Genomic DNA, 22,791 nt, shown 5'->3' on the forward strand with positions numbered 1-22,791 from the left:
CGCCTCAGCCCGCCACCGGCTCCGCGCCCATCAGGCCGCGCACCACCGCGGCCACGGCCAGCGGCGTCGCCACGCGGTCATCGCTCAGCGGCGCCAGCGCCCGCGCGAACTGCTCCGCGGAGGAGAAGCGCTGCGACGGGTGCGGCGCGAGCGCCCGGTCCAGCACCAGCGCCAGCGGATCCGACACCCCCGGCGCCACCATGCGCACGGGCGTCACCCGCAGGCCCCGGATGGAGGCCTCCACCTCCTCCGACGTCCCTTCCGGATAGGGCGACTCCAGCGACAGCAGCTCGTACAGCAGCACCGCCGCCGCCCACAGGTCCACCGCCACGGAGACCTCGCCCGCCAACAGCTCCGGCGAGCGGTAGTTCTGCTTGCCCACCCGCCGCGGGTCCACCTCCAGGCCCGCGCGCGAGCGGGCCGCGCCGAAGTCCGCCAGCTTCACCTCGCCGCCGCGCGACAGGAGCACGTTGTGCGGGGACACGTCGCAGTGCACCACCGCCAGCGGCAGGCCCTTGGAGTTGGTGGCCGTGTGCGCGTACGCCAGCGCCTCCAGCACGTGGCGCACCATCATCACGGAGAGGTCGATGGGCAGCTCGATGCGCCGGCGCCGGCACTGCGCCAGCACCTTCCCCAGGTCCGTGCCGTCCACCAGCTCCAGCGCCAGGTAGGGCCCGTCCGCCAGCTCGCCGTACTCCCGGAAGCCCACGATGTGCGGGTGCGCCAGGCACCGCGCCAGCTCCGCCTCGTGCAGCAGCTGATCGCGCGCCTCCGGGTCCCTCAGGCGCTCCGGCCGCACGCGCTTGAGGGCCACCTCCTCGCCCGCGTGGAGGCCCTGGAGCATCCGCGCGCGGAACACCTCCGCGTTGCCGCCGCGCCCCAGCCGCGACAGCAGCTGGAAGCGGCCCAGGTCGCGCGGCCACCCCGGCGTCTGGCCCTCCTCCAGCGTCATGCCTTCTCTCCGGCCAGGCTCGCGAGGTACCCGTCCAGCGTCGCCGCGAAGGTGGCGTCGTCGCTCAGGAAGGCCAGCCCCACGCCCCCCGTGTACGGCGCGTCCACCACGTGCACCACCAGCGCCTCGCCCTGGAGCCGCTGGCCGTTGGGCAGCTTCACGTCCACGGTGACGACGCTGTCCTGCGGCGGGCGGTGCGCCGTGCGCACGAAGAGGCCCCCGTTGCTGATGTTCAGCGCGTGCTCGCGCACGAAGTCCAGCTCCGTGCGGAACTCCATCTCCAGCTTCACCGCGAAGCGCGGGGCCCGGCGCTGGGGCTCATCCCTGGGCGAGGACGGCGCGGGCTCCGGCGCGCCCGCGGCGGGCGCGGACGGCGGTGCGGGCGCGAGGCCGGACGGCGGCGCGGCCGGGGGGGTGCTCGCGGTGGGCAGGGGGCCTCGCGCGGCCAGGGCCTCCAGGTGCTGCCGCAGCTCCTGCGCGGCCTGCGCGCGCTCGTTGCCGGCGAAGGGCGTGCCGCCCGCGAGCGTGCGCGAGCGCAGCGCGTCCCGCTCCGCCTTGGGCAGGCGCCACAGCTCCACGAACGTGCCGCCGCTCTTGCGCACCTCCTCGCCCAGCCGCTCCACCGCCGCGCGCGGATAGCCCGGCACCTCCACCTTCACCTCCAGCGCGCCGGCGTCGTCGCGAAACGCCACCAGGAGCTGCATCGACTGCGCGGACGGCAAGAGCGCGCTCAATCCCTCCACCACGGCCGCCGCCTTCTCGGGCGAAGCCGCTTCCCCCCATACCGCCGCAAGACCGAACACAGGCACGGGGCGGACGATAACCGAGCCCTCCTGGCCCCCGTAAAGACAGTGCAGTCGGAAACAGGCCATAGCGCTGAACGCCAAATTTACGAATGGCGAATGACCTCTCCATCCCAGGGCGTACCTACATCGGAATCAGACGCGCCTCCCTCTATGCTGCGGGTGTTCTCCGTAACCCCCCTTCCCGGAGTGCAGACCCGTTATGCGCAATTGGATCCGACTCTTCTCCGGCACGCTGCTCGCCGCCACGCTCATGGCGGGCTGCGGTGGCACCGACCCGGACCCTGGCCCTGGCCCTGGCACTGACCCCAACCCCACCAACGACGGAGGCTCCGACGCCGGCATCGACGCGGGCTTCGACGCCGGCTACGTCGAGGACGCCGGCGTCATCGTCGACCCGGATCCCGATCCCGGCGAAGTCGACACCGACCCGTATGATCCGAACAACGCCACGAAGGACTCGGACTGTGACGGCCTGACGGACCAGGAGGAGTTCTCCACGGTCTACACCGGCGGCCTGAAGACGAATCCCGGCCTGCGCGACACGGACGGCGACGGCATCCGCGACGGCGTGGAGGTGGGCCGCACGTCCAGCGTGGACCCCAACTGTTCCTTCTACCCGGACCTGGACCCCAGCACGCGCACCTCGCCGGTGAAGGCGGACACGGACGACGACGGGCTGCCGGACGGCCTGGAGGACGCCAACCGCAACGGCAGGCGCGACGCCACGGAGACGGACCCCAACACCGCGGACTCCGACGGTGACGGCCTCCCGGACGGCGAGGAGGACGCGAACAAGAACGGCTCGGTCAGCCCGGGTGAGACGGACCCGCGCCTGCGCGACACCGACGGCGACGGCCTGCCGGACGGCCTGGAGAAGCAGACGGGCACGGATCCGCTCAAGCCGGACTCGGACGGCGACACCTGCTCGGACGGCGCAGAGGACGTGAACCACAACGGCAAGGTGGACCCGGGCGAGACGGATCCGCGCAAGGCGGACTGCGCCGCGTCCATCCCCGACGCGGACTTCGACGGCATCCCGGACGCCGTCGAGATCGCCACCGGCACCAACCCGAACAACCCGGACACGGACGGCGACGGCGTGGCGGACGGCGTGGAGGACACGAACAAGAACGGCCGCGTGGACTCCGGTGAGACGGATCCGCGCCTGACGGACACCGACTGCGACGGGCTCCAGGACGGCGCCGGCCGCGACGGCTTCCTCGGGGAGGACCCCAACTCCAACGGCCAGGTGGACCCCGGTGAGACGGACCCCACCAACCCGGACACGGACGGCGACGGCCTGCTCGACGGCGTGGAGCGCGGCGTGACGACGGCCGCGGCCCCGCGCAACAACTGCGGCTACGTGGGCGACGCGGACCCCGCCACGAAGACGGACCCCAACAAGGCGGACACCGACGGCGACGGCATCCCCGACGGCGCGGAGGACTCCAACCAGAACGGCCGCGTGGATCCGGGCGAGCTGAACCCGCTGGACCCCAAGGACGGCGCGTCCACCACGCCCGCGGGCAAGGCGTGCAGCGTGCAGAACCTGCGCACCGTGACCTTCAAGGAGGACAGCGGCGCGGACATGCGGCTCGCGCTGCCCAACACGTTCAAGAGCGCCAACCTCATCAACCTGAAGGCCAACGGCCAGACCGTGGGCGTGCTGGGCTACGACGACACGAAGCAGGTGACGTTCATCGCCTACAAGCGCGCTCAGGTGGGCAGCTCCACCACGCCCTCGGCCGACGAGTCGGGCATTCGCACCGGCACGGGGCTCCTGGCGCCGGCGGACGTGGAGTTCACCCAGACGTTCACCACCTGGGACGGCTTCCCAGCGGCGGTCTCCCGCTACGCGCTGGCCGGCACGGCGGATCTGAAGACGTTCACCAACTCGCTGGCGCGGCAACTGGTGCCCTCCAGCACGGAGGCGCTCGGCGGCACGGCCGGCATCAGTGGCCCGTTCAAGATCCAGGCGCAGTACGTGCACCGCTCCAACCAGAGCGTCGTGGTGGTGCTCGCCATCACCCCGGCGGCCCGCTACAACGAGGCGGGCAGTCTCTTCACGACGGCGGACACGGCGGGCGGCTCCGCGCTGGCGCAGTTCGGTGACGCGGACGCGGTGCAGTGCGAGGTCTTCACCGGCAACACGGCCGTGGTGGACTTCCTCTTCGTGGTGGACGACTCCGGCTCCATGGCGTCGTCGCAGACGTCGCTGGCGAACGCGGGCACGGCGGTGGCCAACAAGCTGGGCAACGCGACGTTGGACTGGCGCGTGTCCATGGTGACCACCAGCTACACGGTGGGCAGCAGCGCCAACCGCAACGTGCTGCGCCCCTTCACCACCAACATCGACCAGTTCAAGGCATGGCTGACCCAGAACGCGGTCTGTCACAACAGCGTGTGCGCCGTGAAGGGCGGCACCACGCAGAACCCGACGTACACGCCGCTGGCCAACACCACCTGCACGGCGGACACCAACTGCTGGGTGGGCCTGAAGGGCGACGGCAGCGAGCGCCCGCTGGAGGCCGCGCGCAAGGCCATCAACGACATGGCCGCGTCCACGGGCGGCGCGGAGACGAAGATCCGTCCGGGCGCCAAGGTGGTGGTGGTCATCCTCACGGACGTGAAGGACCAGTCCACGGACACGGTGGCCAACTACTCGGCGTACTTCCTCAACACCGGCACCACGTCCGGCACCACGAGCAACCCCACGGGCCAGCCCATCCAGGTGCACGGCATCATCTGCCCGCCAGACGGCGGCCAGTGCTACTCGGGTGAGGACAACACCAACCCGCGCCACCTGGACGTCATCCAGGCCACGGGCGGCGTGTCCGGCAGCATCCGGGACAACACCTCCATCACGAACACCATCAACGCCATCGTGGACAGCGTCATCGCCTCCGTGGGCTACAAGACGCTCAAGCCGCCGATTGGCGCCTCGCTGAAGGTGGCGGTGGCGGAGGTGGTGGATCCGGCCGCGTGCCCCAGCATCGGGGACCTGCCGCGCAGCCGCACCAACGGCTTCGACGTGGACGGCATCAACCGCACCGTGTCCTTCTACGGCGCGTGCCGTCCGAAGCAGTCCGGCGTGACGCAGGCGGCGGTGTCCTACCGCTACTGGATCGACCGCACGACCAAGCCGGACGGCAACCCGCCGCCGTGCGCGTCCGACACGCAGTACTACGACCCGAACGACCCCGACTTCTGCGCCGGCAAGCTCGTCTGCAACCGCACCACGGACAAGTGCGAGTGCCCGGCGGACTGCGGCGGCACGGCGCCCGCAGGTCAGGTGTGCAACACGGACCGCGCGGTGTGTGACTTCACCTGCGCGCCGGACTGCGGCGGCACGTGCGGCACCTTCGAGACGTGCAACACGAACTCCTGCTCGTGCAGCTGCGTGCAGTCCGCGACCTGCGCGGCGGGCTACAAGTTCGACAACAACGCCTGCGGCTGCGTCTGCGACACGGGCGCGCTCGACTGCGGCACCGGCTTCGGCGCCAACGCGGAGCTGTGCGCCTGCGTCTGCAAGCCGGACTGCGGCGGCTGCGCGCCGGGCTTCACCTGCAACGTCAGCGCGTGCGTCTGCGAGAAGCCCATCGGCTAGGCCCGAATGAAGACGCGCTCCCGGTGCCTCATGGGCCGGGAGCGCGGCGGTGACCTCGAAGCCCCCGCCTCCGCGACGCCCCCTCACGGGGGAAGCGGGCCGGGGGCTTCTTCCTGCCGCGTGGCTACTTCACCGGCGCCAGGCTCGCCGGCGCGCTGGCGGCGCGGTACACGGGGTAGAGGCCCAGGCGCTCGTCCCAGGACGGGTGGCGCTCGGCGAAGAAGCGCAGGCGGGCGCGCGGATCCCTGGCGAAGGCCGGGTCCTTCAGCCGCTCCTGGAAGGCGGCCTTCACGCCCGCGTCCTTCTCCAGCAGCTCCCGGGCGAAGGGCTCCAGCACGTAGTCCTCGATGTATTCCTTCTGCTCGAAGTGGGCGTTGAAGAAGCCCCACGTCAGCAGCGAGTCCGGCCCCGCGGGCTCGAAGAGGTGCGCCACCAGCTCCACGTTCTTCTGCGCCACCGGCACGTAGAGCGTGCCCGCGGGCAGGTCCTGCGTGTCCGGCCTCCACCCGCCCTTCGCGGTGAGGCCCTGGTGGCTCTCGTTGGAGCGCGCCTGGAACTGGAAGTCCGTCGCGCGGAACGACTCCACCTTCGCGGCGGGCACCGCGCGGGTGAGGCGCTGGAACGCGATGCCGTGCGCGGTCAGCTTGGGCGCGACCCACGCGGCGTGCGCGGCGGACACCAGGTAACCGCCCGCGGGCAGCGTCGCGGTGACGGCGGGCTGGATGTCCGGCGCGTATGGCACCTTCCAGGTCTGGGGCTTCGTGTCGTCGTAGCGGATGGACGGCTGGCCGGAGACGTCCGACGGCAGGCGCTCGTAGGCGTAGCCCTTGAACTCGATGGCCTCGCGCCGGGGCGTGTTCTCCCAGCCGAGCACCACCTCGCGCACCTGGCCGGAGGTGGCCTTCTGGTCCTCCGCCTTCACGGCGGCCAGGAGCGCGGCGCCGTCGCGGGACACGAGCCGCAGGAGGCCCTCCAGCACGTCGCGCGTGGCCTTCACGCGCTCGGCGTAGCTCTTCCAGGAGTGCGTCTCCACCAGCACGCCGAAGCGGTGGTGGACGGACCAGAAGGCCTGGCTGAAGCGCGGCGGGGGGACGCCGTAGGCGAAGCCGCTGGTGGGGTCGTCGTCCTTGAGGAAGGACGGGTAGAAGCGCAGCGGCTGGTGTCCCTGGGCGGTGAGGCCGCTGAAGAGCTCGTCCACCAGCTTCACGCCCCGCTCGCGCAGCGCGGGCGGGCCGGACTGCTGGGGCTCCAGGCTCACGGACACGTCGGGCTCGAACTTGGCGCCGTCCGTGACGTGCAGGTCCACGTACACGAGCGGGTCCCACGCGTTGAGGTACCGGAGCATCAGCACCATCTCCGGCGCGTCCGCCTTCACGTAGTCGCGGTTGAGGTTGAGGTTCTGCGCGGTGACGCGGAAGCCCATCTCCTCCGGGCCCACCTGGTTGGGGCGGTGGTTGGGGTTGAAGCGCTCGTGGCCGTCCACGTTGAAGACGGGGACGAAGACGGCGGTGACGTTCTTCAGCAGGTCCGGCGCGGAGGTCCGGTGCTGGAGCGCGTCGCGCAAGAGCCAGAAGCCGGCGTCCTTGCCGTCGATCTCCCCCGCGTGGATGCCGCCCTGGAAGAAGACGACGGGCCGCCCCTTCTTGCGCGCGGCGTCCGCGGTGAGGGTGCCGTCCGGGCTGACGACGAGCGCCACCATCGGGCGGCCCTCCGGCGTGGTGCCCAGCGTGTCGCAGCGGGCCTTGCCGGGGAACGCCTTGGGGAAGGCGCGGCAGAGGCGCTCCGCCTCCGCGTAGCGGCCGGTGCGCTTCCAGCCGCTCTGCTCGGAGACGGTGGTGAGGGGGGGAGGGGCCTGCGTGAGGACCAGCGCGGCGAGGGTGGGCAGGAGCATGGGGGCTTGAGACCACAAGCCCCGCCAGCGCTCAACCGTGCCGCACGGTGTGTGTACCGCCCACGGGCAGCACGTGAACGCGGTCGCGCGGCCAGCCCCGGCGCAGCCACTCCGCGTCCAGGCGGACGGGCGGCTCGTCGAGCGGCTCGTCCGTGAGCTTGAACGTGCCCCAGTGCATGGCGAAGAAGGCCAGCGCGCCCAGGTCCTCGAAGGCCTGCACCGCCTCCTCCGGGTTCATGTGCTGCAGCCGCATGAACCACGCCGGGTCGTACGCGCCAATGGGCAGGAGCGCCGCGTCCAGCCTGGGGAAGCGCGCGCCAATCTCCTTGAAGCCCTGGAAGTAGGCGGTGTCGCCGGAGTGGTAGACGCGCGCGCTGGAGCCCTCCACCACGAAGCCGCCCCAGAGCATCTCGTTGGCGTCGTGGAGGCCGCGGCGGCTCCAGTGCTGGGCCGGCACGTAGTGCACGCGCACGGGCCCCACCTGGGTGGACTCCCACCAGTCCAGCTCGTGGAAGGCCAGGCCCTGGCCCTGGAACACCGGCGCGTGGCCCAGGCCGGTGACGATGCGGGCGCCCACCTGCTTGAGCGTGGGCAGGTCCAGGTGGTCGTAGTGGTTGTGGGAGACGAGGCTCGCGTCGATGCGCGGCAGCTTCTCCACCGGGACGCCGGGCGGCACGTTGCGGCGGATGACGACGTTGATGGCGTCGCGCAGCACCGGGTCGATGAGCAGCGACACGCCGTCCAACTGCACCAGCCAGCTGGCGTGGCCCAGCCAGGTCAGGCGGGCGCCCTCCCCCGGCGCGGGCGGGGTGGCGAGCACGGCCAGGTCCGGCTCCACGCGCGGCACCACGGCGCGCGCGGGCGAGCTGCGGCGCCTGCCCACGAGCTTGTCCGTGACGGCCCACTTGAAGACGCGGGTGAAGGGCTGCGGTCCGCTGCCATCCAGGTTCTTGAAGCGCATCGCCATGAGTGGCTCCCGGCAACGGGTGTCCCCCAAGGATGGGCCCGCGCCGCCTCGCCCGAGTCATGCTCGGCAGGAGGGGAGGGGCGCAAGGGGAATGCGTCCCTTCCAGGGGCTGGCGGGGACGCGCATATAAACCCTCCCATGGGACCTGTCTCCGGCACCACGACCCGCAGGGTGCTGCTCGCGTTCGGGGCGCTGGTGGCGCTGTTCGCGGCGGCGTCGGGCTATGCGCTCGGCCGGCTGGCGGACATCCACGAGGGCACGCGGGCGCTGCGCGAGGCGGGCGGCCGGGCGCGCGAGGCGCGCGAGCTGGCCACGGCGGTGCGGGACCAGTACGCGCACCTGGCGCACACCATCATCCTGGGCAACGACAGCCACCGGCGCTTCCACGCGGAGGCCCGCGCGCGCGTGGAGGCGCTGACGCTCAGGCTGGCGGAGCACGCGCGCGACGCGGAGGGGCGCGCGGCGGTGGCGGACATCCAGGCGTCGGGCGACGCGCTGGACGCGCTCTACCGGGACACGCTGCTGCCGGCGGTGCTGGCGAAGGACGCGGGCGCGGTGGAGGCGGCGCATGGGCGGGCGCTGGAGTGGGTGTCGCGCATCCAGGCGCGGGTGGACGCGCTGACGGCGGACTCGGACGCGTCCATGGCGGCCTTCGAGTCGCACGTGGCCACGGTGGAGCGCGACAGCTTCCGCTGGGCGCTGGTGCTGCTGGGCGGGGCCACGCTGTTCGCGGCCGGGGTGGGCGTCTACATCGGCAACTCGGTGGCGCGGCCGGTGGCGCGGCTGTCCGAGGGCGCGGCGCGGCTGGCGCGCGGGGACCTGGACGTGCGCATCCCGGAGGACGACCCGGGGGAGCTGGGCCACCTGGCCGCGCAGCTCAACCGGATGACGGGGGCGCTGCGCGAGCACCAGGCGCGGCTCGTCCAGCATGAGAAGCTGGCGGGCATCGGCCGGCTGGCGGCGGGCGTGGCGCACGAAATCAACAACCCGCTGGGCGTCATCCTCGGGTACGTGCGGCTGTTGCAGCGGCGGGCGGAGGGCGCGCTCGCGGAGGACCTGCGCGTGGTGGAGGAGGAGGCGGTGCGCTGTCAGGACATCGTGGAGGGGCTCCTGGACCTGGCGCGTCCGGGGCGCGGGCCCCGGGCGCCGGTGGCGCTGCGCGACGCGTGCGAGGAGGTCGTCTCCCGCCTGCGCGAGGCCGCGCGCCTGGGGACGGTGGCGGTGGACGTGCGGGGCGAGGGCGCCGCGTGGGCCCAGGCGCCGCGGCTGCGGCAGGTGCTGCTCAACCTGGTGAAGAACGCGGCGGAGGCCGCGGGCGAGGGAGGCCGGGTGGAGGTGTGCATCGCGGTGGCCGCGGACGGAGGCGCGCGCGTGGCGGTGTCGGACTCCGGGCCCGGGGTGACGGCTGAAGCGCGGGCCCAACTGTTCGAGCCCTTCTTCACCACGAAGCCCTCCGGCACGGGGCTGGGGCTCGCGGTGAGCCAGGCCATCGCGGAGGCGCACGGCGGCCGCATCGACGTGGACACGGGGCCCCTGGGCGGCGCGCGCTTCACGCTGTCGCTGCCCGCGCCCTCGCGCGAACAGGAGGCCGCGGCATGAGCGGCGCGAAGCCCTCCGTCCTCGTGGTGGACGACAAGGAGAACATGCTCAAGCTGTTCGCGCGCATCCTCGGGGACGCGTACGCGGTGACGACCGCGCCCGACGGCGCCCGGGCGCTGGCGCTGCTCTCCGCGCGCGCGTTCGACGTGGTCGTCACGGACATCCAGATGCCCGGCGCGGACGGCTTCACGGTGCTGCGCGAGGTGAAGCGGCGCGCGCCGGACACGGAGGTCGTCCTCGTCACCGCCTACGCGAGCATCCCCAAGGCCGTGGAGGCCATCAAGGAAGGCGCCTACGACTACCTCTCCAAGCCCTTCGACCCGGACGAGGTGGCCCTGGTCGTCGCCCGGGCCCTGGAGCGCCAGCGCCAGCAGCGCGACGCCGGCGAGCTGGCCGCCCGCGTGGCGCGCATGCCGGACTTCCACGGCCTGCGCGGCACCAGCCCCGCGCTCCAGAAGACGCACGCGCTGCTCGCGCAGGTGGCGGCGCGGGACCTCCCCGTGGTGCTCACCGGCGAGACGGGCACCGGCAAGGAGCTGGCCGCCCGCGCGCTGCACCGCGAGAGTCCCCGCCGCGACAGGCCCTTCGTCGCGGTGAACTGCGGCGCGCTGCCGGCGGAGCTGGTGGAGAGCGAGCTCTTCGGCCACGCGAGGGGCGCCTTCACCGGCGCCACCGGCGCGAAGGCCGGCCTCTTCGAGGAGGCCCACGGCGGCACGCTCTTCCTGGATGAGGTGGGCGACCTGCCGCTGCCCGTGCAGGTGAAGCTCAACCGCGCGCTCCAGGAGAAGGAGATCCGCCGCGTGGGCACCACCACGCCGGTGACGGTGGACGTGCGCGTGGTGGCGGCGACGCACCGGGATCTGGCGGCGGAGGTGGCCCGGGGGCGCTTCCGCGAGGACCTCTTCTACCGGCTGGACGGCGTGACGGTGCGGATGCCCGCCCTGCGCGAGCGCCGCGAGGACATCCCGCTGCTCGCCCTGCACTTCCTCGGCGCCGCGCGAAGGCCGGAGCTGGAGGGCTTCACGCCCGAGGCCTTGCAGGTGCTCGGCGCCGCGCCCTGGCCGGGCAACGTGCGGCAGCTCCAGAACGCGGTGGCGCGCGCGGCGGCGGTGGCGGCGGGCCCCCGCGTCACCCCGGAGGACCTGCCGCCCGAGCTCACCTCGGCGCGCGCCCCCGCAGCCCCGGGGCCGCTGACCGCGGAGGCGCTGGCCCGGCAGCCCTACCGCGAGGCGGTGGACCGCGTGCGCGACGCCGTGTCGCGCGACTACCTCGCCGCGCTGATGCACGAGTTCTCCGGCAACGTCACCCACGCGGCCGAGCGCGCGGGCATGGAGCGCGAGAGCCTGCACCGCCTGCTCAAGCGCTACGGCGTCCGCACGGAGGACTTCAAGCGCGGCGACTGACGCCTCAGCGCGGCTCGTGCTCCGCGAGCACCTTGTCCAGGGCCTCGGCCTGCTGGCGGACGTCCGGGTCGGTGTCCTTCGCGGCCTTGGCCAGGTGGGTGCGGGCCTTGGCGGCCTCCGTCTTCGCCAGGGCCATGGCCATACACAGGTTCGCCTTCGGGTGGTCGGGAGCTGCCTCCAGCGCGGGCTTGAGGAGCTCCGCGGCCTGGGCGTCCTCCTGCTTCTCCAGGTGGAACATGGCCAGCACGCAGGCGGGCTCCGCCGCCGAGGGCTGACGCTTCAGCGCCTCCTGCAGGAGCTCCGTGGCGAAGCCGCGCTGGTTGTGTCCGTCCATCGCGAACGCCATGGCCTGGAGCTCCTCCACGGTGGCGTCGCCCTGCTGCTTCGCCTGCTCCACCAGCCGCTGCGCGTTCTCGAAGTTGCCGGCGCGCAGTTCCTTGATTCCTTCGGAATACGGGTAGCTCTTCACGGTGTCTCCCAGTGCACCACGCGGTGCGTTGCACGCATTCTGCGCGACTTTGGGCGGGGGGCCGCAACTTTGGGGCTGCGGTTTCCGAAAAATCGAGAAGACTTCTCCCCCAGGCCCCCCATGATCATCCGCAACTCGCCCGTCCGCCAGCCGCTGACCTCCGGTCCGGAGACCTCCACCGCGCGCCCTGCCGCCGCCGCCCCGCGCAACGAGGTGAAGGATTCCTTCTCCTCCGGCACCGCCGCCGCCCAGCGCACGGGCGCCGTCACGAGCGGCCCCCCGGGGGACCACGGCAAGCTGATGAGCGAGTACCTCACCGGCGCGCGCCCGCCCCCGGCGGACTTCGAGCAGGTGATGGGCTACAAGCCCTACGCCATCCAGACGCCGCACGGCCAGCGCATGCAGGATCCGCTTGGCTACGCGTCGGTGCCCGGCAAGATTGGCCCGGTCGAGGAGTTCGACAAGGCGGCCAAGACGCACGACTACGGCTACGACATGCTGCGTTACTACGACCGCAAGGGCACCCCGCTGAAGCCGGAGGCCCGCAAGGCCGCGGACGCGCAGTTCCGCCAGGACATGTTCGACTACGCGAACGACCAGCAGGGCACGATGGCGAAGTTCAAGTACCGCGCGTGGGCGCAGATCTACGCCACCGCGGTGGAGCTGAACTCGCGCGTGCAGGGCTACGGCCCTCCGTAGTCGCGAAGGAGGCACATGGAGGTTGAAGGGCCAGACGCGGGGCTGCCTCCGGACCGGGAGGACGTGATGGCGGCGCTCCTGGCCCAGCAGCGCCGCTTCCTCGCCTTCGTGGAGCGGCGCGTGGGCAGCCGGGCCGTCGCGGAGGACCTCCTCCAGACGGCCTTCGCCCGCACCCTGGAGAAGGGCGGGGCGCTGAAGGACGGCGAGGGCGCGGTGGCGTGGTTCTACCGCCTGCTGCGCAACGCCCTCGTGGACCACCACCGCCGGCAGGCCGCGGAGGGACGCGCGCTGGAGGTGGAGGCGCGCGACGCGGACGGCGCCACGGAGGACCCGGAGCTCCAGGCCGTGGTGTGCGCGTGCATGACGGACCTGCTGCCCACGCTCAAGCCCGAGTACGCGGAGCTGGTGCGCCAGGTGGACCTGGAGGGGCGGTCCGTGCCGGACGTGGCGCGCGAGGTGGGCATCACCCCCAACAACGCGGGCGTGCGGCTGCACCGCGCGCGGCTCGCGCTCAAGCGCTCGCTGGAGCGCGGCTGCGGCGCGTGCGCGGCGCACGGCTGCCTGGACTGCTCCTGCAAGCCGCGCCGCTGAGCCGCCGGCCCAGGGGCAGGTCGCCGCGTCGTCGTCCATGTCGATGTGCGGTCCCCACGGCCCTCCCAGCCGGCGTGCAGGGCCTGGGGACTCCAGGCGGTCGGCGCCGCCTCCCGGAAACCGGCTTCCCCGGGCTCGCGTGGCACCTCGCCTCCCGAGGCGGGGAGCGCGCGCGGAATGAGCCGGCGGCGGGCGGATGACACATGTGTAAGAGCGCTCCGGGTGCCGCGTTGGCTCGGGGAAAGGAGACTCCATCGTCATGACGCACCGGCACCCGCATCCCCCCATCCCGTCTTCCCGCCGCCCGCCGCCCGCTCCCGGAGGGGGAGGGCCGGCCATCGACCCCGTGTGCGGCATGGAGGTGGACCCGCGCGCCCCCAGGGGCGGGAGCTGGGAGCACGAGGGGCACACCTGGTTCTTCTGCGGCCCGAAGTGCCGCCAGCGCTTCCAGGCGGACCCCGCCCGCTTCCTCCAGCCCCCGACATCACCACCGCCCGCCGCGCCGGGCGCCGTGTACGTGTGCCCCATGGACCCCGAGGTGCGCCAGGACGCGCCCGGGGCCTGTCCGAAGTGCGGCATGGCGCTGGAGCCCGAGGCGCCGACCGCCCTCCCGACCCGCGTCGAGTACACCTGCCCCATGCACCCGGAGGTGGTGCGCGACGGGCCCGGCACCTGCCCGAAGTGCGGCATGGCGCTGGAGCCGCGCACGGTGACGGTGGAGGAGGCGCCGGATCCGGAGCTGCGCTCGATGACGCGCCGGTTCTGGGTGGGGCTGGCGCTGAGCGTGCCGCTGATGCTGCTGGGCATGTCGGACATGCTGCCGGGCCAGCCGGTCCAGCACGCGCTGTCGCCCTCGGCGCTCGCGTGGGCGCAGCTCGCGCTGGCGACGCCGGTGGTGCTGTGGGTGGGGGCGCCGTTCTTCCAGCGGGGCTGGGCGTCGGTGAAGAACCGGCACCTGAACATGTTCACGCTCATCGCGCTGGGCGCGGGCGCGGCGTACGTCTTCAGCGTGGGGACCACGCTGTTCCCGGGCCTGCTGCCGGAGGGCGCGCGCACGGGGCACGGCGGCACCGCGCCCGTCTACTACGAGGCCGCCGCCATCATCCTCACGCTGGTGGCCCTGGGGCAGGTGCTGGAGCTGCGCGCCCGCCATGCGACCTCTGGCGCGCTGCGGGCCCTGCTGTCGCTGGCCCCCGCCACGGCGAGGCGCGTCTCGGACGACGGGCACGAGGAGGACGTGCCGCTGTCCCAGGTCCAGGCGGGGCAGCGCCTGCGCGTGCGCCCCGGTGAGAAGGTGCCGGTGGACGGCGAGGTGCTGGAGGGCGCGAGCGCGGTGGATGAATCGCTCGTCACCGGAGAGCCCGTGCCGGTGGAGAAGGGGCCGGGCGCGAAGGTGACGGGCGGCACGGTGAACGGCACGGGCTCGCTGGTGATGCGCGCGGAGCGCGTGGGGCAGGACACGCTGCTGGCGCGCATCGTCCAGCGCGTGGCGGAGGCGCAGCGCACGCGCGCGCCCATCCAGCGGCTGGCGGACCGGGTGGCCGGCATCTTCGTGCCCGCGGTCATCGCGGTGGCGTTGGTGACCGCGGTCGTCTGGGGCGTGTGGGGCCCGGAGCCCCGGCTCGCGCACGCGCTGGTGAACGCGGTGGCGGTGCTCATCATCGCCTGCCCGTGCGCGCTGGGCCTGGCCACGCCCATGTCCGTGATGGTGGGGACGGGGCAGGGCGCGCACATGGGCGTGCTCATCCGCGACGCGGCGGCGCTGGAGCGGATGGCGGCGGTGGACACGCTGGTCGTGGACAAGACGGGCACGCTCACGGAGGGCAAGCCGCGCCTCGTGACGGTGGAGCCCGCGCCGGGCGTGGACGCGTCCGAGCTCCTGCGCCAGGCCGCGAGCCTGGAGCGCGGCAGCGAGCACCCGCTGGCCTCCGCGGTGGTCGCGGGCGCGAGGGAGCGGGGCGTGTCCCCCGGGAGCGTGGAGGGCTTCCAGTCCGTGACGGGGCAGGGCGTCCGGGGCCGCGTGGACGGGCGCGACCTGGCGCTGGGCAACGCGGCGCTGATGCGGGCGCTGGGCGTGGAGGCGGAGGCGCTGACGGAGCGCGCGGAGGCGCTGCGCCAGGAGGGCCAGACGGTGGTGCTGGTGGCGGTGGACGGCCGCGCGGCGGGGCTCCTGGGCGTGGAGGATCCGCTGAAGGCGTCCACGCCGGAGGCCCTCGCGCGCCTGCGGGACGAGGGCCTGCGCGTGGTGATGCTCACCGGCGACAGCCCGACGACGGCGCACGCGGTGGCGCGCAGGCTGGGGCTCACCGAGGTCATCGCGGGCGTGCAGCCGGACGCCAAGGGCGACGCGGTGAAGGCCCTACAGGCGCAGGGGCGCGTGGTGGCCATGGCGGGCGACGGGGTGAACGACGCGCCGGCGCTCGCGCGAGCGGACGTGGGCATCGCCATGGGGACGGGCACGGACATCGCCATGGAGAGCGCGGGCGTGACGCTGGTGAAGGGCGACCTGCGGGGGATCGCGCGGGCGCGCGGCTTGAGTGAAGCCGTGCTGCGCAACATCCGACAGAACCTCTTCTTCGCCTTCGTCTACAACCTGCTGGGAGTGCCGCTGGCCGCGGGCGTGCTGTACCCCGTGTCCGGGCTGCTCCTGAGCCCCCTGTTCGCGAGCGCGGCGATGAGCCTCTCGTCGGTGTCCGTCATCGGCAACGCCCTGCGGTTGCGGCGGCTGAAGCTCTAGGCCCGGCAGCCGGCCAGCCGGGCGCGCGGGGCGGGATGGTGGCGGCCCCCCGCGTGCCCACCGTGAGGGGAGGACCTCCGGACCCGAAAGGATGCCCCTCATGGCGAGCGCCGAAGTGAAGCGAGGCAATGACGACCTGCGCGAGTGCATCGACAACTGCCTGGCCTGTCACCGCGTCTGCATGGAGACGCTGACGGACTGCCTGGCGCGGGGAGGCAGGCTCGCCGAGCCGGGGCACCTCCGGCTGCTGATGGACTGCGCGGACATCTGCGAGACGAGCGCGCGCTTCATGCTGCGCGGCTCCGACCTGCACTCGCGCACCTGCTTCGCGTGCGCGGAGGTGTGCGGCGCCTGCGCCGCGGCCTGCGAGAAGCTGGGCAACGAGGGCATGATGAAGGCCTGCGCGGAGGCCTGCCGCCGCTGCGAGGCGTCCTGCCGGAGGATGAGCGGCGGGGTGATGCCCCACCCCATCAACCCGGAGGCCGCCCAGCGCGCCGCCGACCTGCCCGCCTGAAGGGGGCGTGCACGGGCGCCCGGGGCCATTAGACTGCGCGCATGAACGCCCGCGAGGAGGGGCGCACCCCGGGTGCGTCCCCCAGCCACATCTCCGTCGTCCGGCTCCCGCACTCCTGGTTCATCCTCTGCACGTCGAGCGAGCTGGGGACCAAGCCGCTCGCGCGCACGCTCCAGGGCACGCCCCTGGTGCTCTTCCGGGGCGAGGGGGGCAAGGCCGGCGCCCTGATGGACCGCTGCCCGCACCGCAACGTGCCCCTGTCGCTGGGGCGCGTGAAGGACGGGCAGCTGGAGTGCGGCTACCACGGGTGGCGCTTCGACACCGGGGGCCAGTGCCGGCTCATCCCCGGGCTGGTGGGCGAGCCCGAGGCCCGCTCCCGCTGCGCCGCCTCCTACGCGACGCGCGAGCAGGACGGCTTCGTCTGGGTCTACTCCACGCCAGGCGTGGAGCCCACGACGGAGCCCTTCCGCTTCCCGCTGCTGGACGCGCCGGACTACACCACCGTGCGCCGGGTGCTGCGCGCGCCCGGGTCGCTGCACGCGGTGCTGGAGAACACGCTGGACGTGCCGCACACGGCCTTCCTCCACGGCGGCCTGTTCCGCACCGCGGAGAAGAAGAACGAGATCGACGTGGTGGTGCGGCGGCACGCGGACCGCGTGGAGGCGGAGTACCTGGGCGAGCCCGCGCCCAAGGGGCTCGTGGGGAGGCTGCTCGCGCCGGGCGGCCAGGTGGTGCAGCACTTCGACCGCTTCCTCATGCCGTCCATCGCGCAGGTGGAGTACCGCATCGGCGACAGCAGCCACATCCTGGTCAACTCCGCCATGACGCCGGTGGGGGACTGGGACACGCTCGTGTACGCGGTGGTGACGGTGAAGCTGCCCGTGCCGCGCTGGCTGCTCAGGGCCGCGGTGCCCTTCGTGCTGCCGGTGGGCCTGCACATCTTCGGGCAGGACGCGCGCATCCTGGAGAAGCAGACGGACTCCATCCGCCGCTTCGGCACGGAGACCTACGCCTCCACCGAAATCGACGTCCTGGGGCCCAGCATCCTGCGCCTGCTGCGCGCCCAGGAGCGCGAGCGCGCCGCGCCTGCCCCGGACGCGGTGCACGAGACGCGCGTGCGCATGCGCACGTGAGGCCTCAGCCCGCCTTGGGCTGCGCGGGCCGGGGCTGCACGAGCTCCGTGGAGAAGTAGCGCTCCATGCGGTCCGGGAACACCGTCACCACCTGGGCCTGCGGGCCCAGGTGCTTCGCCGCCTCCACCGCCGCCGCGTAGTTGAGGCCGGAGGACGGGCCCACCGGGAAGCCCCGGCGGATGAGCGCCCGCGCGGTGCGCATGGCCAGGTCGTCCGAGATGTCCAGCTCCACGCGGCCCGGCATGTCCGCCTCGTGGTACAGCCGCGACAGGCCATCCACCACGCCCGGCACGCGCGCGCTGAAGCTGCAACACTCGATGTCGCAGCCCAGCCCGGCGATGGGCCTCGCGGCGTAGGGCGTCACCGGACAGCCGGCCTCCGCGAACGCCTGGTACAGCCCCACGATGGTGCCGCCCGTGCCCACGCCGCTCACCACGCCGTGCACCAGGCCGCCCGGCACCTGCGCCAATATCTCCTGCCCCGTCCACACGCGGTGCGCCTCGGCGTTGTCCGGGTTCTCGAACTGGCGGGGCGCGAAGCCGCCGCGCTCCTTCGCCAGCGCCTCCGCCCGCGCGATGGCGCCCCGGATGCCTTCGGAGCGCGGCACCAGCTCCACCTCGCCGCCGTAGGCGCGGATGGCGATGAGCCGCTCCTCCGTCACGCCCTCCGGCATCACCGCCGTGAAGCGGCAGCCCATCTGCGCGCTCGCCAGCGCCATGGCGATGCTGGTGGAGCCGCTGGACGCCTCCACCACGTCGCCGCCCGGGCACAGCTCGCCCAGCCGCCACGCCTTCTCCAGCATGTACCGGGCGATGCGATCCTTGGTGGACCCGCTGGGGTTGAGGAACTCCAGCTTGCACCAGATGATCGGACCTTCCGGGTCCAGCCGCACGGGCACGAGCGGCGTGGGCCCCACGGCCTGGAGGAAGCGACCATCAGCGGGGAGCGGGCGGCAGGGAGGGCGCATGGGCTATCCCTACCGCGAAACACGCCAGCGGGGGAGCCGCCCTGTCGTCCCGCGAGCGACGGCGGCCGTCCGCTCCCCTGGCTGTTCCGTCGGAGAAGACATTTTCCCACGTGCGACCCTTGGCGCGCCCTGGGGCAGCCATTACGAAGGAGGGCCACGGTTCCCTCCGCCCGCATGCCCTCCGCGCCCATCATCCTCAACGTCAACGACGACCTGGCCAGCCGTTACGTCACGTCGCGCGTGCTGTCCCTGGCGGGCTTCCGGGTGCTGGAGGCGGGCACGGGTGAGGAGACGCTGGCGCTCGCGGACGAGCACACGGACCTGGTCATCCTGGACGTCCGCCTGCCGGACATGAGCGGCCTGGAGGTGTGCCGGCGCCTGAAGGCCTCCCCGCGCACGCGCGGCGCGCTGGTGCTGCACCTGTCCGCGCAGGCGGTGGGGCCGGCGGACCGGGCGCAGGGCCTGGAGCACGGCGCGGACGCGTACCTGGTGGCGCCGGTGGATCCGGAGGAGCTGGTGGCGCAGGTGCACGCGCTCCTGCGCCTGCGCCGCGCCGAGCGCGAGGTGCGCGTCCTCTCCGACCAGGTGCAGCAGCAGCGCCGCTTGCTGGAGCTGGCCATGGGCGCGGCGGCGGACCCCATCGTGCTCTATGACGGCGATGGGACGATCATCTACGCCAACCAGGCGGTGGCCGCGTCGCGCGGCTCGCATCACGTGCACGTGCCGGGCAGGAGCATCGACGCGCTGCGCGCGCTGGACCCCCAGCTGGAGTCCTTCGCGAAATCCCTGGACGCGGCGCGGCGCACGGGCCAGGTGCAGCGCGGCCGCGTCACGCTGTCCTCGGACCAGGGGCCGCGTCACTTCGAGTACACGCTGTCGCCGGCCACCGGCCTCTCGGGCGCGGTGGAGGCGGTCATCGCCACCGGCCAGGACGTCACGGAGGCGCGCACCGCGGAGGACTTCCGCGAGCAGTTCCTGGGCATCCTGGGCCACGACCTGCGCAACCCGCTCAACGCGCTGTCCATGTCCGCGCAGCAGCTCCAGCGCCAGGGAGACCTGTCCGACCGCCAGCGCGTCTTCACCGGGCGCATCCTCACCAGCGCCGAGCGCATGGAGCGGATGATCCGCCAGCTCCTGGACTTCGCGCGGGCGCGGCTGGGCGCGGGGCTGCCGGTGATGCGCTCGCGGTGCGACCTGTTCGACGTGGTGCGCGGCGCGGTGGAGGAGTCGCGCGCCAGCCACCCCCACCGCGAGGTGCTGCTGGACATGCGGGGCGACGGGCGCGGCGCGTGGGACGCGGACCGGCTGGAGCAGGTGGTGGGCAACCTGGTGTCCAACGCGCTCAAGTTCAGCCCGCCGGAGTCGCCCGTGCGCGTGAGCGCGGAGGGCCTGGAGGGCGAGGCCGTGCTGCGGGTGCACAACCTGGGCGCCCCCATCCCGGCGGACCACCTGCCGCACCTCTTCACCGCGTGGCGCCGCGCCGGCCGCAGCGACCGGGAGCGCGGCGCGTCCGGAGGGCTGGGGCTGGGGCTCTACATCACCGACCAGGTGGTCCGGGCCCATGGCGGCACCGTGCAGGTGACCTCCACGGAGGCCGAGGGGACGACCTTCACGGTGCGGTTGCCGCGAGGCTGAAAAAGCTACGGCTTTGACGACTCGTGGACGGAAGCGTTGCGTCGTCCCTTCCGGATGCGCAGGGGCGACTCCACCCTGGAGGGCATGGTCCCATCCGAAAAGCAAATCTTCGCCCAGAGCGTGGAAGCCCTCTTCGTGCGTGCGCTGGGGCCGTACCTGACGCGTGACGGACGCCAGAAGCTGAAGGCCGCGGGCCTGAGCCTGTCCGAGCCGCTGCGCCCCCACTACTCGCTGGAGCAGTGGCGCGCCTTCCTGGACGTCGCCGCGCGGGACGTCTTCCCCGGCCAGCCCCTGGAGGCGGCCTACCTGGAGCTGGGCGCCCGCTACCTGAAGGGCTTCCAGCAGACGTCCGTGGGGCGGGCGAGCATGCAGCTCGTGACGCACCTGGGCCCGCGGAAGACGCTGGAGCGCGTGCCGTACAACCTGCGCGCGGGCAACAACTTCAACGAGGTCCGGGTGGAGGAGCTGTCCTCGCAGGACGCCACCTTGTGGGTGAAGGACGTGCTGGCGGACAACCCCTTCTTCGCCTGCGGCTTCCTGGCGGAGACGCTGCGCGCGTCGGGCGCGGGCTCCCCGGAGGTGAGGCCCATCGCCTTCGACGGGACGGCGGCGACGTACCGGCTGACGTGGTCGCAGGCGCAGGCGCAGCGGCCCGCGGGCGCGCTGGCGCCGGTGCGCCGGCTCTACGGGTAGCGCACGGGCGCGGGCGGATCATCCGGCGGCAGGGGGATGAACTCCGTCTCCGCGGGCACGGGGGCGAAGCGGCCCTCCTTCCAGTCCGCCTTGGCGGCCTCCAGGCGCTCCTTGGAGGACGACACGAAGTTCCAGAAGAGGTAGCGCGGGCCGTCCATGGGCGCGCCGCCCAGGAGCATCATCCGCGCGGAGGACTCCGCCTTGAGGATGATCTCGCTGCCCGGCTTGAACACCAGCAGCTCGCCGGGCTGGAACCGGGTGCCCTCCACGTCCAGGGTCCCCTCCACGAGGTAGAGGCCCCGCTCCTCGTACTCGGTGGAGAGCTTCAGGCGGGAGCCCGCCTCCAGCTTCGCGTCCGCGTAGAAGAGGTCGGAGTGGGCGCGCACGGGGGACCTGCCGCCGTGCACCTGGCCCGCGATGACGGTCAGGTGGACGCCCTCGCCCTCGATGACGGGCAGGGTGTCCGCGGGGTGGTGGACGAAGGACGGGGCGGTCTCCTCGTGCTGCTTGGGGAGGGCGACCCAGGCCTGGATGCCGAAGAGGCGCCCGCCGGCGGCGCGGGGCTCGGGGGCGGTGCGCTCGGAGTGGGCGATGCCCTGGCCGGCGGTCATCCAGTTCACGGCGCCGGGGCGGATGGGCTGCACGAAGCCCAGCGAGTCGCGGTGGAGGATCTCACCCTGGAAGAGGTACGTGACGGTGGACAGGCCGATGTGCGGATGGGGGCGCACGTCCAGGCCGCGGCCGGGGTCGAAGTCCGCGGGGCCCATCTGGTCCAGGAAGATGAAGGGGCCGACCATGCGGCGGCGCGCGGAGGGCAGGGCGCGGCGCACGTGGAAGCCATCACCCAGGTCTCGCACGCGCGGGACGATGAGCGTCTCCAGGGAGGGCGGGGCGTCGCGTCCCTGCAGGTCTTCTTCCCAGCTCATGGTGCGGCTCCTTGTCGAGGGGCGCAGTGTGCCCCAGTTCCAGCCATCGCGCTTTCTCCCTGGAGGGCAGGCGCTTAGCCTGGGCCGCGCATGCACCCCTGGCTCACCGGGCTTGTCGTCGCGGCCGCACTGGCGCTGTCACCGTTCGCGCTCCGGGCCTGGCGCCGCGCGCGGCTCCGTCGCCGCTGGCGGGCGCTGGGGCCGAGCCTGGAGCTGTCCCCGGCGCGGGGCTCCGCGCGCCTGCTGGAGGGGCGCTACCGGGGGCATCCGGTGGAGGTGTCCCTGTCGCGCACGGGGGGCTCGCGGCTGCGGCTCGTCCTGGACGTGAAGCTGCCGGAGGGCTTCGCGTTGACGCCCCAGGGGCGGGGCCCGCGCGGGGCCTCGCGGGTCCAGGACCTCCAGGTGGGGCAGCCGGAGCTGGACGCGGCGTACCTCATCCAGGGGGCGAACCCGGCGGCTGTCATCCGGCTGATGCAGGAGCCCGCCGTGCGGGAAGCGCTCCTCACGCTCCAGCAGCGGGGCGTGCGGATCCAGCTCATGGGACAGGAGGTGTTCGTTCCCGTGCGAGGCGACCTCACCGAGGAGTCCTGCCGGGCGCTCCTGCGGGACCTGACGCGGCTCGCGTCGGCGCTGCGGGGAGCGGTGGCGCAGCACCACGCCCAGGCGGCCGCGGCGCGTGAGGCCCTGCGGAGCGAGGTCCCCGTTGGAGGGAGCAGGTCGCCCGTGCCCGGGCGCAGGGACTTCCAGGAGCTGGCGGCGCTGCGCGAGGTGTTCGATGGGCGGTGGACGCGGCACAAGGCGCTGGTGTTCGCGGGTGGCTTCGTGGGGCTGCTGGTGGGCGTGCCCTTGTGGCTCTGGGTTCGGAACATGCCCCGCCCCGAGGGCTTCGACCTGACCGGGATCCCCTTCATGGCGGTCTTCGCCGGAGCCGCCGCGGCCCACGCGTGGAGCCTCCGGCACCAGCTGCTCTGTCCAGCGTGCGGGAACGACGTGCGCACCGAGGAGCCGGATCCGGAGGCGCCGGACGAGACCCTGGTCAAGCTGTCGCTCGACCGGTGTCCGCACTGCGACCTCCGGCTGCGGTGACGTGACGCCTGTCCGCTGGAGGGCCATGCGTCCTGCTGGGAGCTGGGTCCGTCGGCGGTCCAGGGGGAGGCGCAAGGCTGCCGATGGCTCCTGGCCTGGTGGTCCGTGGCGGCACC

Annotated in this window: 18 protein-coding genes; 11 read left to right on the forward strand and 7 right to left on the reverse strand. The window is 73.3% G+C overall.

Going from position 1 to position 22,791, the window contains the following annotated elements:
* Window positions 1-4 precede the first annotated feature (4 nt).
* Both U8525_RS03180 and U8525_RS03185 read right to left on the reverse strand, forming a co-directional pair.
* Window positions 5-952, reverse strand: coding sequence for a serine/threonine-protein kinase (locus tag U8525_RS03180; RefSeq protein WP_374260974.1), 948 nt, complete (start codon window positions 950-952; stop codon window positions 5-7).
* Window positions 949-1,695, reverse strand: coding sequence for a TIGR02266 family protein (locus U8525_RS03185; RefSeq protein WP_374261498.1), 747 nt, complete (start codon window positions 1,693-1,695; stop codon window positions 949-951). The genes U8525_RS03180 and U8525_RS03185 overlap by 4 nt, the downstream gene beginning before the upstream one ends.
* A gap of 262 nt (window positions 1,696-1,957) precedes the next feature.
* Between U8525_RS03185 and cglD the strand changes: the two genes are divergently transcribed.
* A complete protein-coding gene (gene cglD / locus U8525_RS03190; protein WP_374260977.1) occupies window positions 1,958-5,365 on the forward strand; it encodes an adventurous gliding motility lipoprotein CglD in 3,408 nt (1,135 codons plus the stop codon).
* 124 nt (window positions 5,366-5,489) lie between these two features.
* Here the strand turns inward: cglD and U8525_RS03195 are convergent, their stop codons facing one another.
* Together U8525_RS03195 and U8525_RS03200 are read right to left on the reverse strand one after the other, a co-directional pair.
* Complete coding sequence (locus U8525_RS03195) at window positions 5,490-7,256, reverse strand: M14 family zinc carboxypeptidase (protein ID WP_374260980.1); 1,767 nt, start codon at window positions 7,254-7,256, stop codon at window positions 5,490-5,492.
* 31 nt (window positions 7,257-7,287) lie between these two features.
* Window positions 7,288-8,223: an MBL fold metallo-hydrolase gene (locus tag U8525_RS03200; protein WP_374260982.1), complete on the reverse strand. Its 936-nt coding sequence runs from the start codon at window positions 8,221-8,223 to the stop codon at window positions 7,288-7,290.
* A 138-nt stretch (window positions 8,224-8,361) separates the two neighbouring features.
* Between U8525_RS03200 and U8525_RS03205 the strand changes: the two genes are divergently transcribed.
* A complete protein-coding gene (locus U8525_RS03205; protein ID WP_374260985.1) occupies window positions 8,362-9,822 on the forward strand; it encodes a sensor histidine kinase in 1,461 nt (486 codons plus the stop codon).
* Window positions 9,819-11,225, forward strand: a complete 1,407-nt coding sequence (locus U8525_RS03210; protein WP_374260987.1) for a sigma-54-dependent transcriptional regulator — start codon at window positions 9,819-9,821, stop codon at window positions 11,223-11,225. Before U8525_RS03205 ends, U8525_RS03210 begins: the two co-directional genes overlap by 4 nt.
* A 4-nt stretch (window positions 11,226-11,229) precedes the next feature.
* Here U8525_RS03210 and U8525_RS03215 read toward each other — a convergent pair whose 3' ends face one another.
* The gene (locus tag U8525_RS03215) at window positions 11,230-11,694 is read right to left on the reverse strand and encodes a hypothetical protein (protein WP_374260989.1); all 465 of its coding nucleotides are present in this window, start codon (window positions 11,692-11,694) and stop codon (window positions 11,230-11,232) included.
* 120 nt (window positions 11,695-11,814) lie between these two features.
* Here U8525_RS03215 and U8525_RS03220 point away from each other — a divergent pair, with 120 nt between their 5' ends.
* From U8525_RS03220 to U8525_RS03240, 5 genes are all read left to right on the forward strand, one after another.
* The gene (locus U8525_RS03220; protein ID WP_374260992.1) at window positions 11,815-12,393 is read left to right on the forward strand and encodes a hypothetical protein; all 579 of its coding nucleotides are present in this window, start codon (window positions 11,815-11,817) and stop codon (window positions 12,391-12,393) included.
* 15 nt (window positions 12,394-12,408) lie between these two features.
* Window positions 12,409-12,984, forward strand: coding sequence for an RNA polymerase sigma factor (locus U8525_RS03225; RefSeq protein WP_374260995.1), 576 nt, complete (start codon window positions 12,409-12,411; stop codon window positions 12,982-12,984).
* Between the two features lie 259 nt (window positions 12,985-13,243).
* Complete coding sequence (locus U8525_RS03230; RefSeq protein WP_374260997.1) at window positions 13,244-15,721, forward strand: heavy metal translocating P-type ATPase; 2,478 nt, start codon at window positions 13,244-13,246, stop codon at window positions 15,719-15,721.
* 100 nt (window positions 15,722-15,821) lie between these two features.
* On the forward strand, window positions 15,822-16,235 hold the full coding sequence (locus U8525_RS03235; protein ID WP_374260999.1) for a four-helix bundle copper-binding protein: 414 nt from the start codon (window positions 15,822-15,824) through the stop codon (window positions 16,233-16,235).
* 41 nt (window positions 16,236-16,276) lie between these two features.
* Window positions 16,277-17,368 carry a Rieske 2Fe-2S domain-containing protein gene (locus tag U8525_RS03240; RefSeq protein ID WP_374261001.1) on the forward strand — a complete coding sequence of 364 codons (1,092 nt, stop codon included), beginning with the start codon at window positions 16,277-16,279 and terminating at the stop codon, window positions 17,366-17,368.
* A 4-nt stretch (window positions 17,369-17,372) separates the two neighbouring features.
* Here the strand turns inward: U8525_RS03240 and U8525_RS03245 are convergent, their stop codons facing one another.
* Window positions 17,373-18,335: a PLP-dependent cysteine synthase family protein gene (locus U8525_RS03245; RefSeq protein WP_374261003.1), complete on the reverse strand. Its 963-nt coding sequence runs from the start codon at window positions 18,333-18,335 to the stop codon at window positions 17,373-17,375.
* 174 nt (window positions 18,336-18,509) lie between these two features.
* On the opposite strand from U8525_RS03245, the gene U8525_RS03250 reads away from it, so the two are divergent.
* Window positions 18,510-19,970 (forward strand): ATP-binding protein, encoded by a 1,461-nt coding sequence (locus tag U8525_RS03250; RefSeq protein ID WP_374261005.1) that lies wholly within the window; start codon window positions 18,510-18,512, stop codon window positions 19,968-19,970.
* 84 nt (window positions 19,971-20,054) lie between these two features.
* Window positions 20,055-20,663 carry a DUF2378 family protein gene (locus tag U8525_RS03255; protein WP_374261007.1) on the forward strand — a complete coding sequence of 203 codons (609 nt, stop codon included), beginning with the start codon at window positions 20,055-20,057 and terminating at the stop codon, window positions 20,661-20,663.
* Here U8525_RS03255 and U8525_RS03260 read toward each other — a convergent pair.
* Window positions 20,654-21,589 (reverse strand): pirin family protein, encoded by a 936-nt coding sequence (locus U8525_RS03260; protein ID WP_374261010.1) that lies wholly within the window; start codon window positions 21,587-21,589, stop codon window positions 20,654-20,656. The two genes, U8525_RS03255 and U8525_RS03260, sit on opposite strands and share 10 nt — an antisense overlap.
* A gap of 90 nt (window positions 21,590-21,679) precedes the next feature.
* Between U8525_RS03260 and U8525_RS03265 the strand changes: the two genes are divergently transcribed.
* A complete protein-coding gene (locus tag U8525_RS03265) occupies window positions 21,680-22,675 on the forward strand; it encodes a hypothetical protein (RefSeq protein WP_374261012.1) in 996 nt (331 codons plus the stop codon).
* Window positions 22,676-22,791 lie beyond the last annotated feature (116 nt).

Origin of the sequence: Corallococcus sp. RDP092CA, assembly GCF_041903675.1 — a bacterium.
Classification (GTDB): domain Bacteria; phylum Myxococcota; class Myxococcia; order Myxococcales; family Myxococcaceae; genus Corallococcus.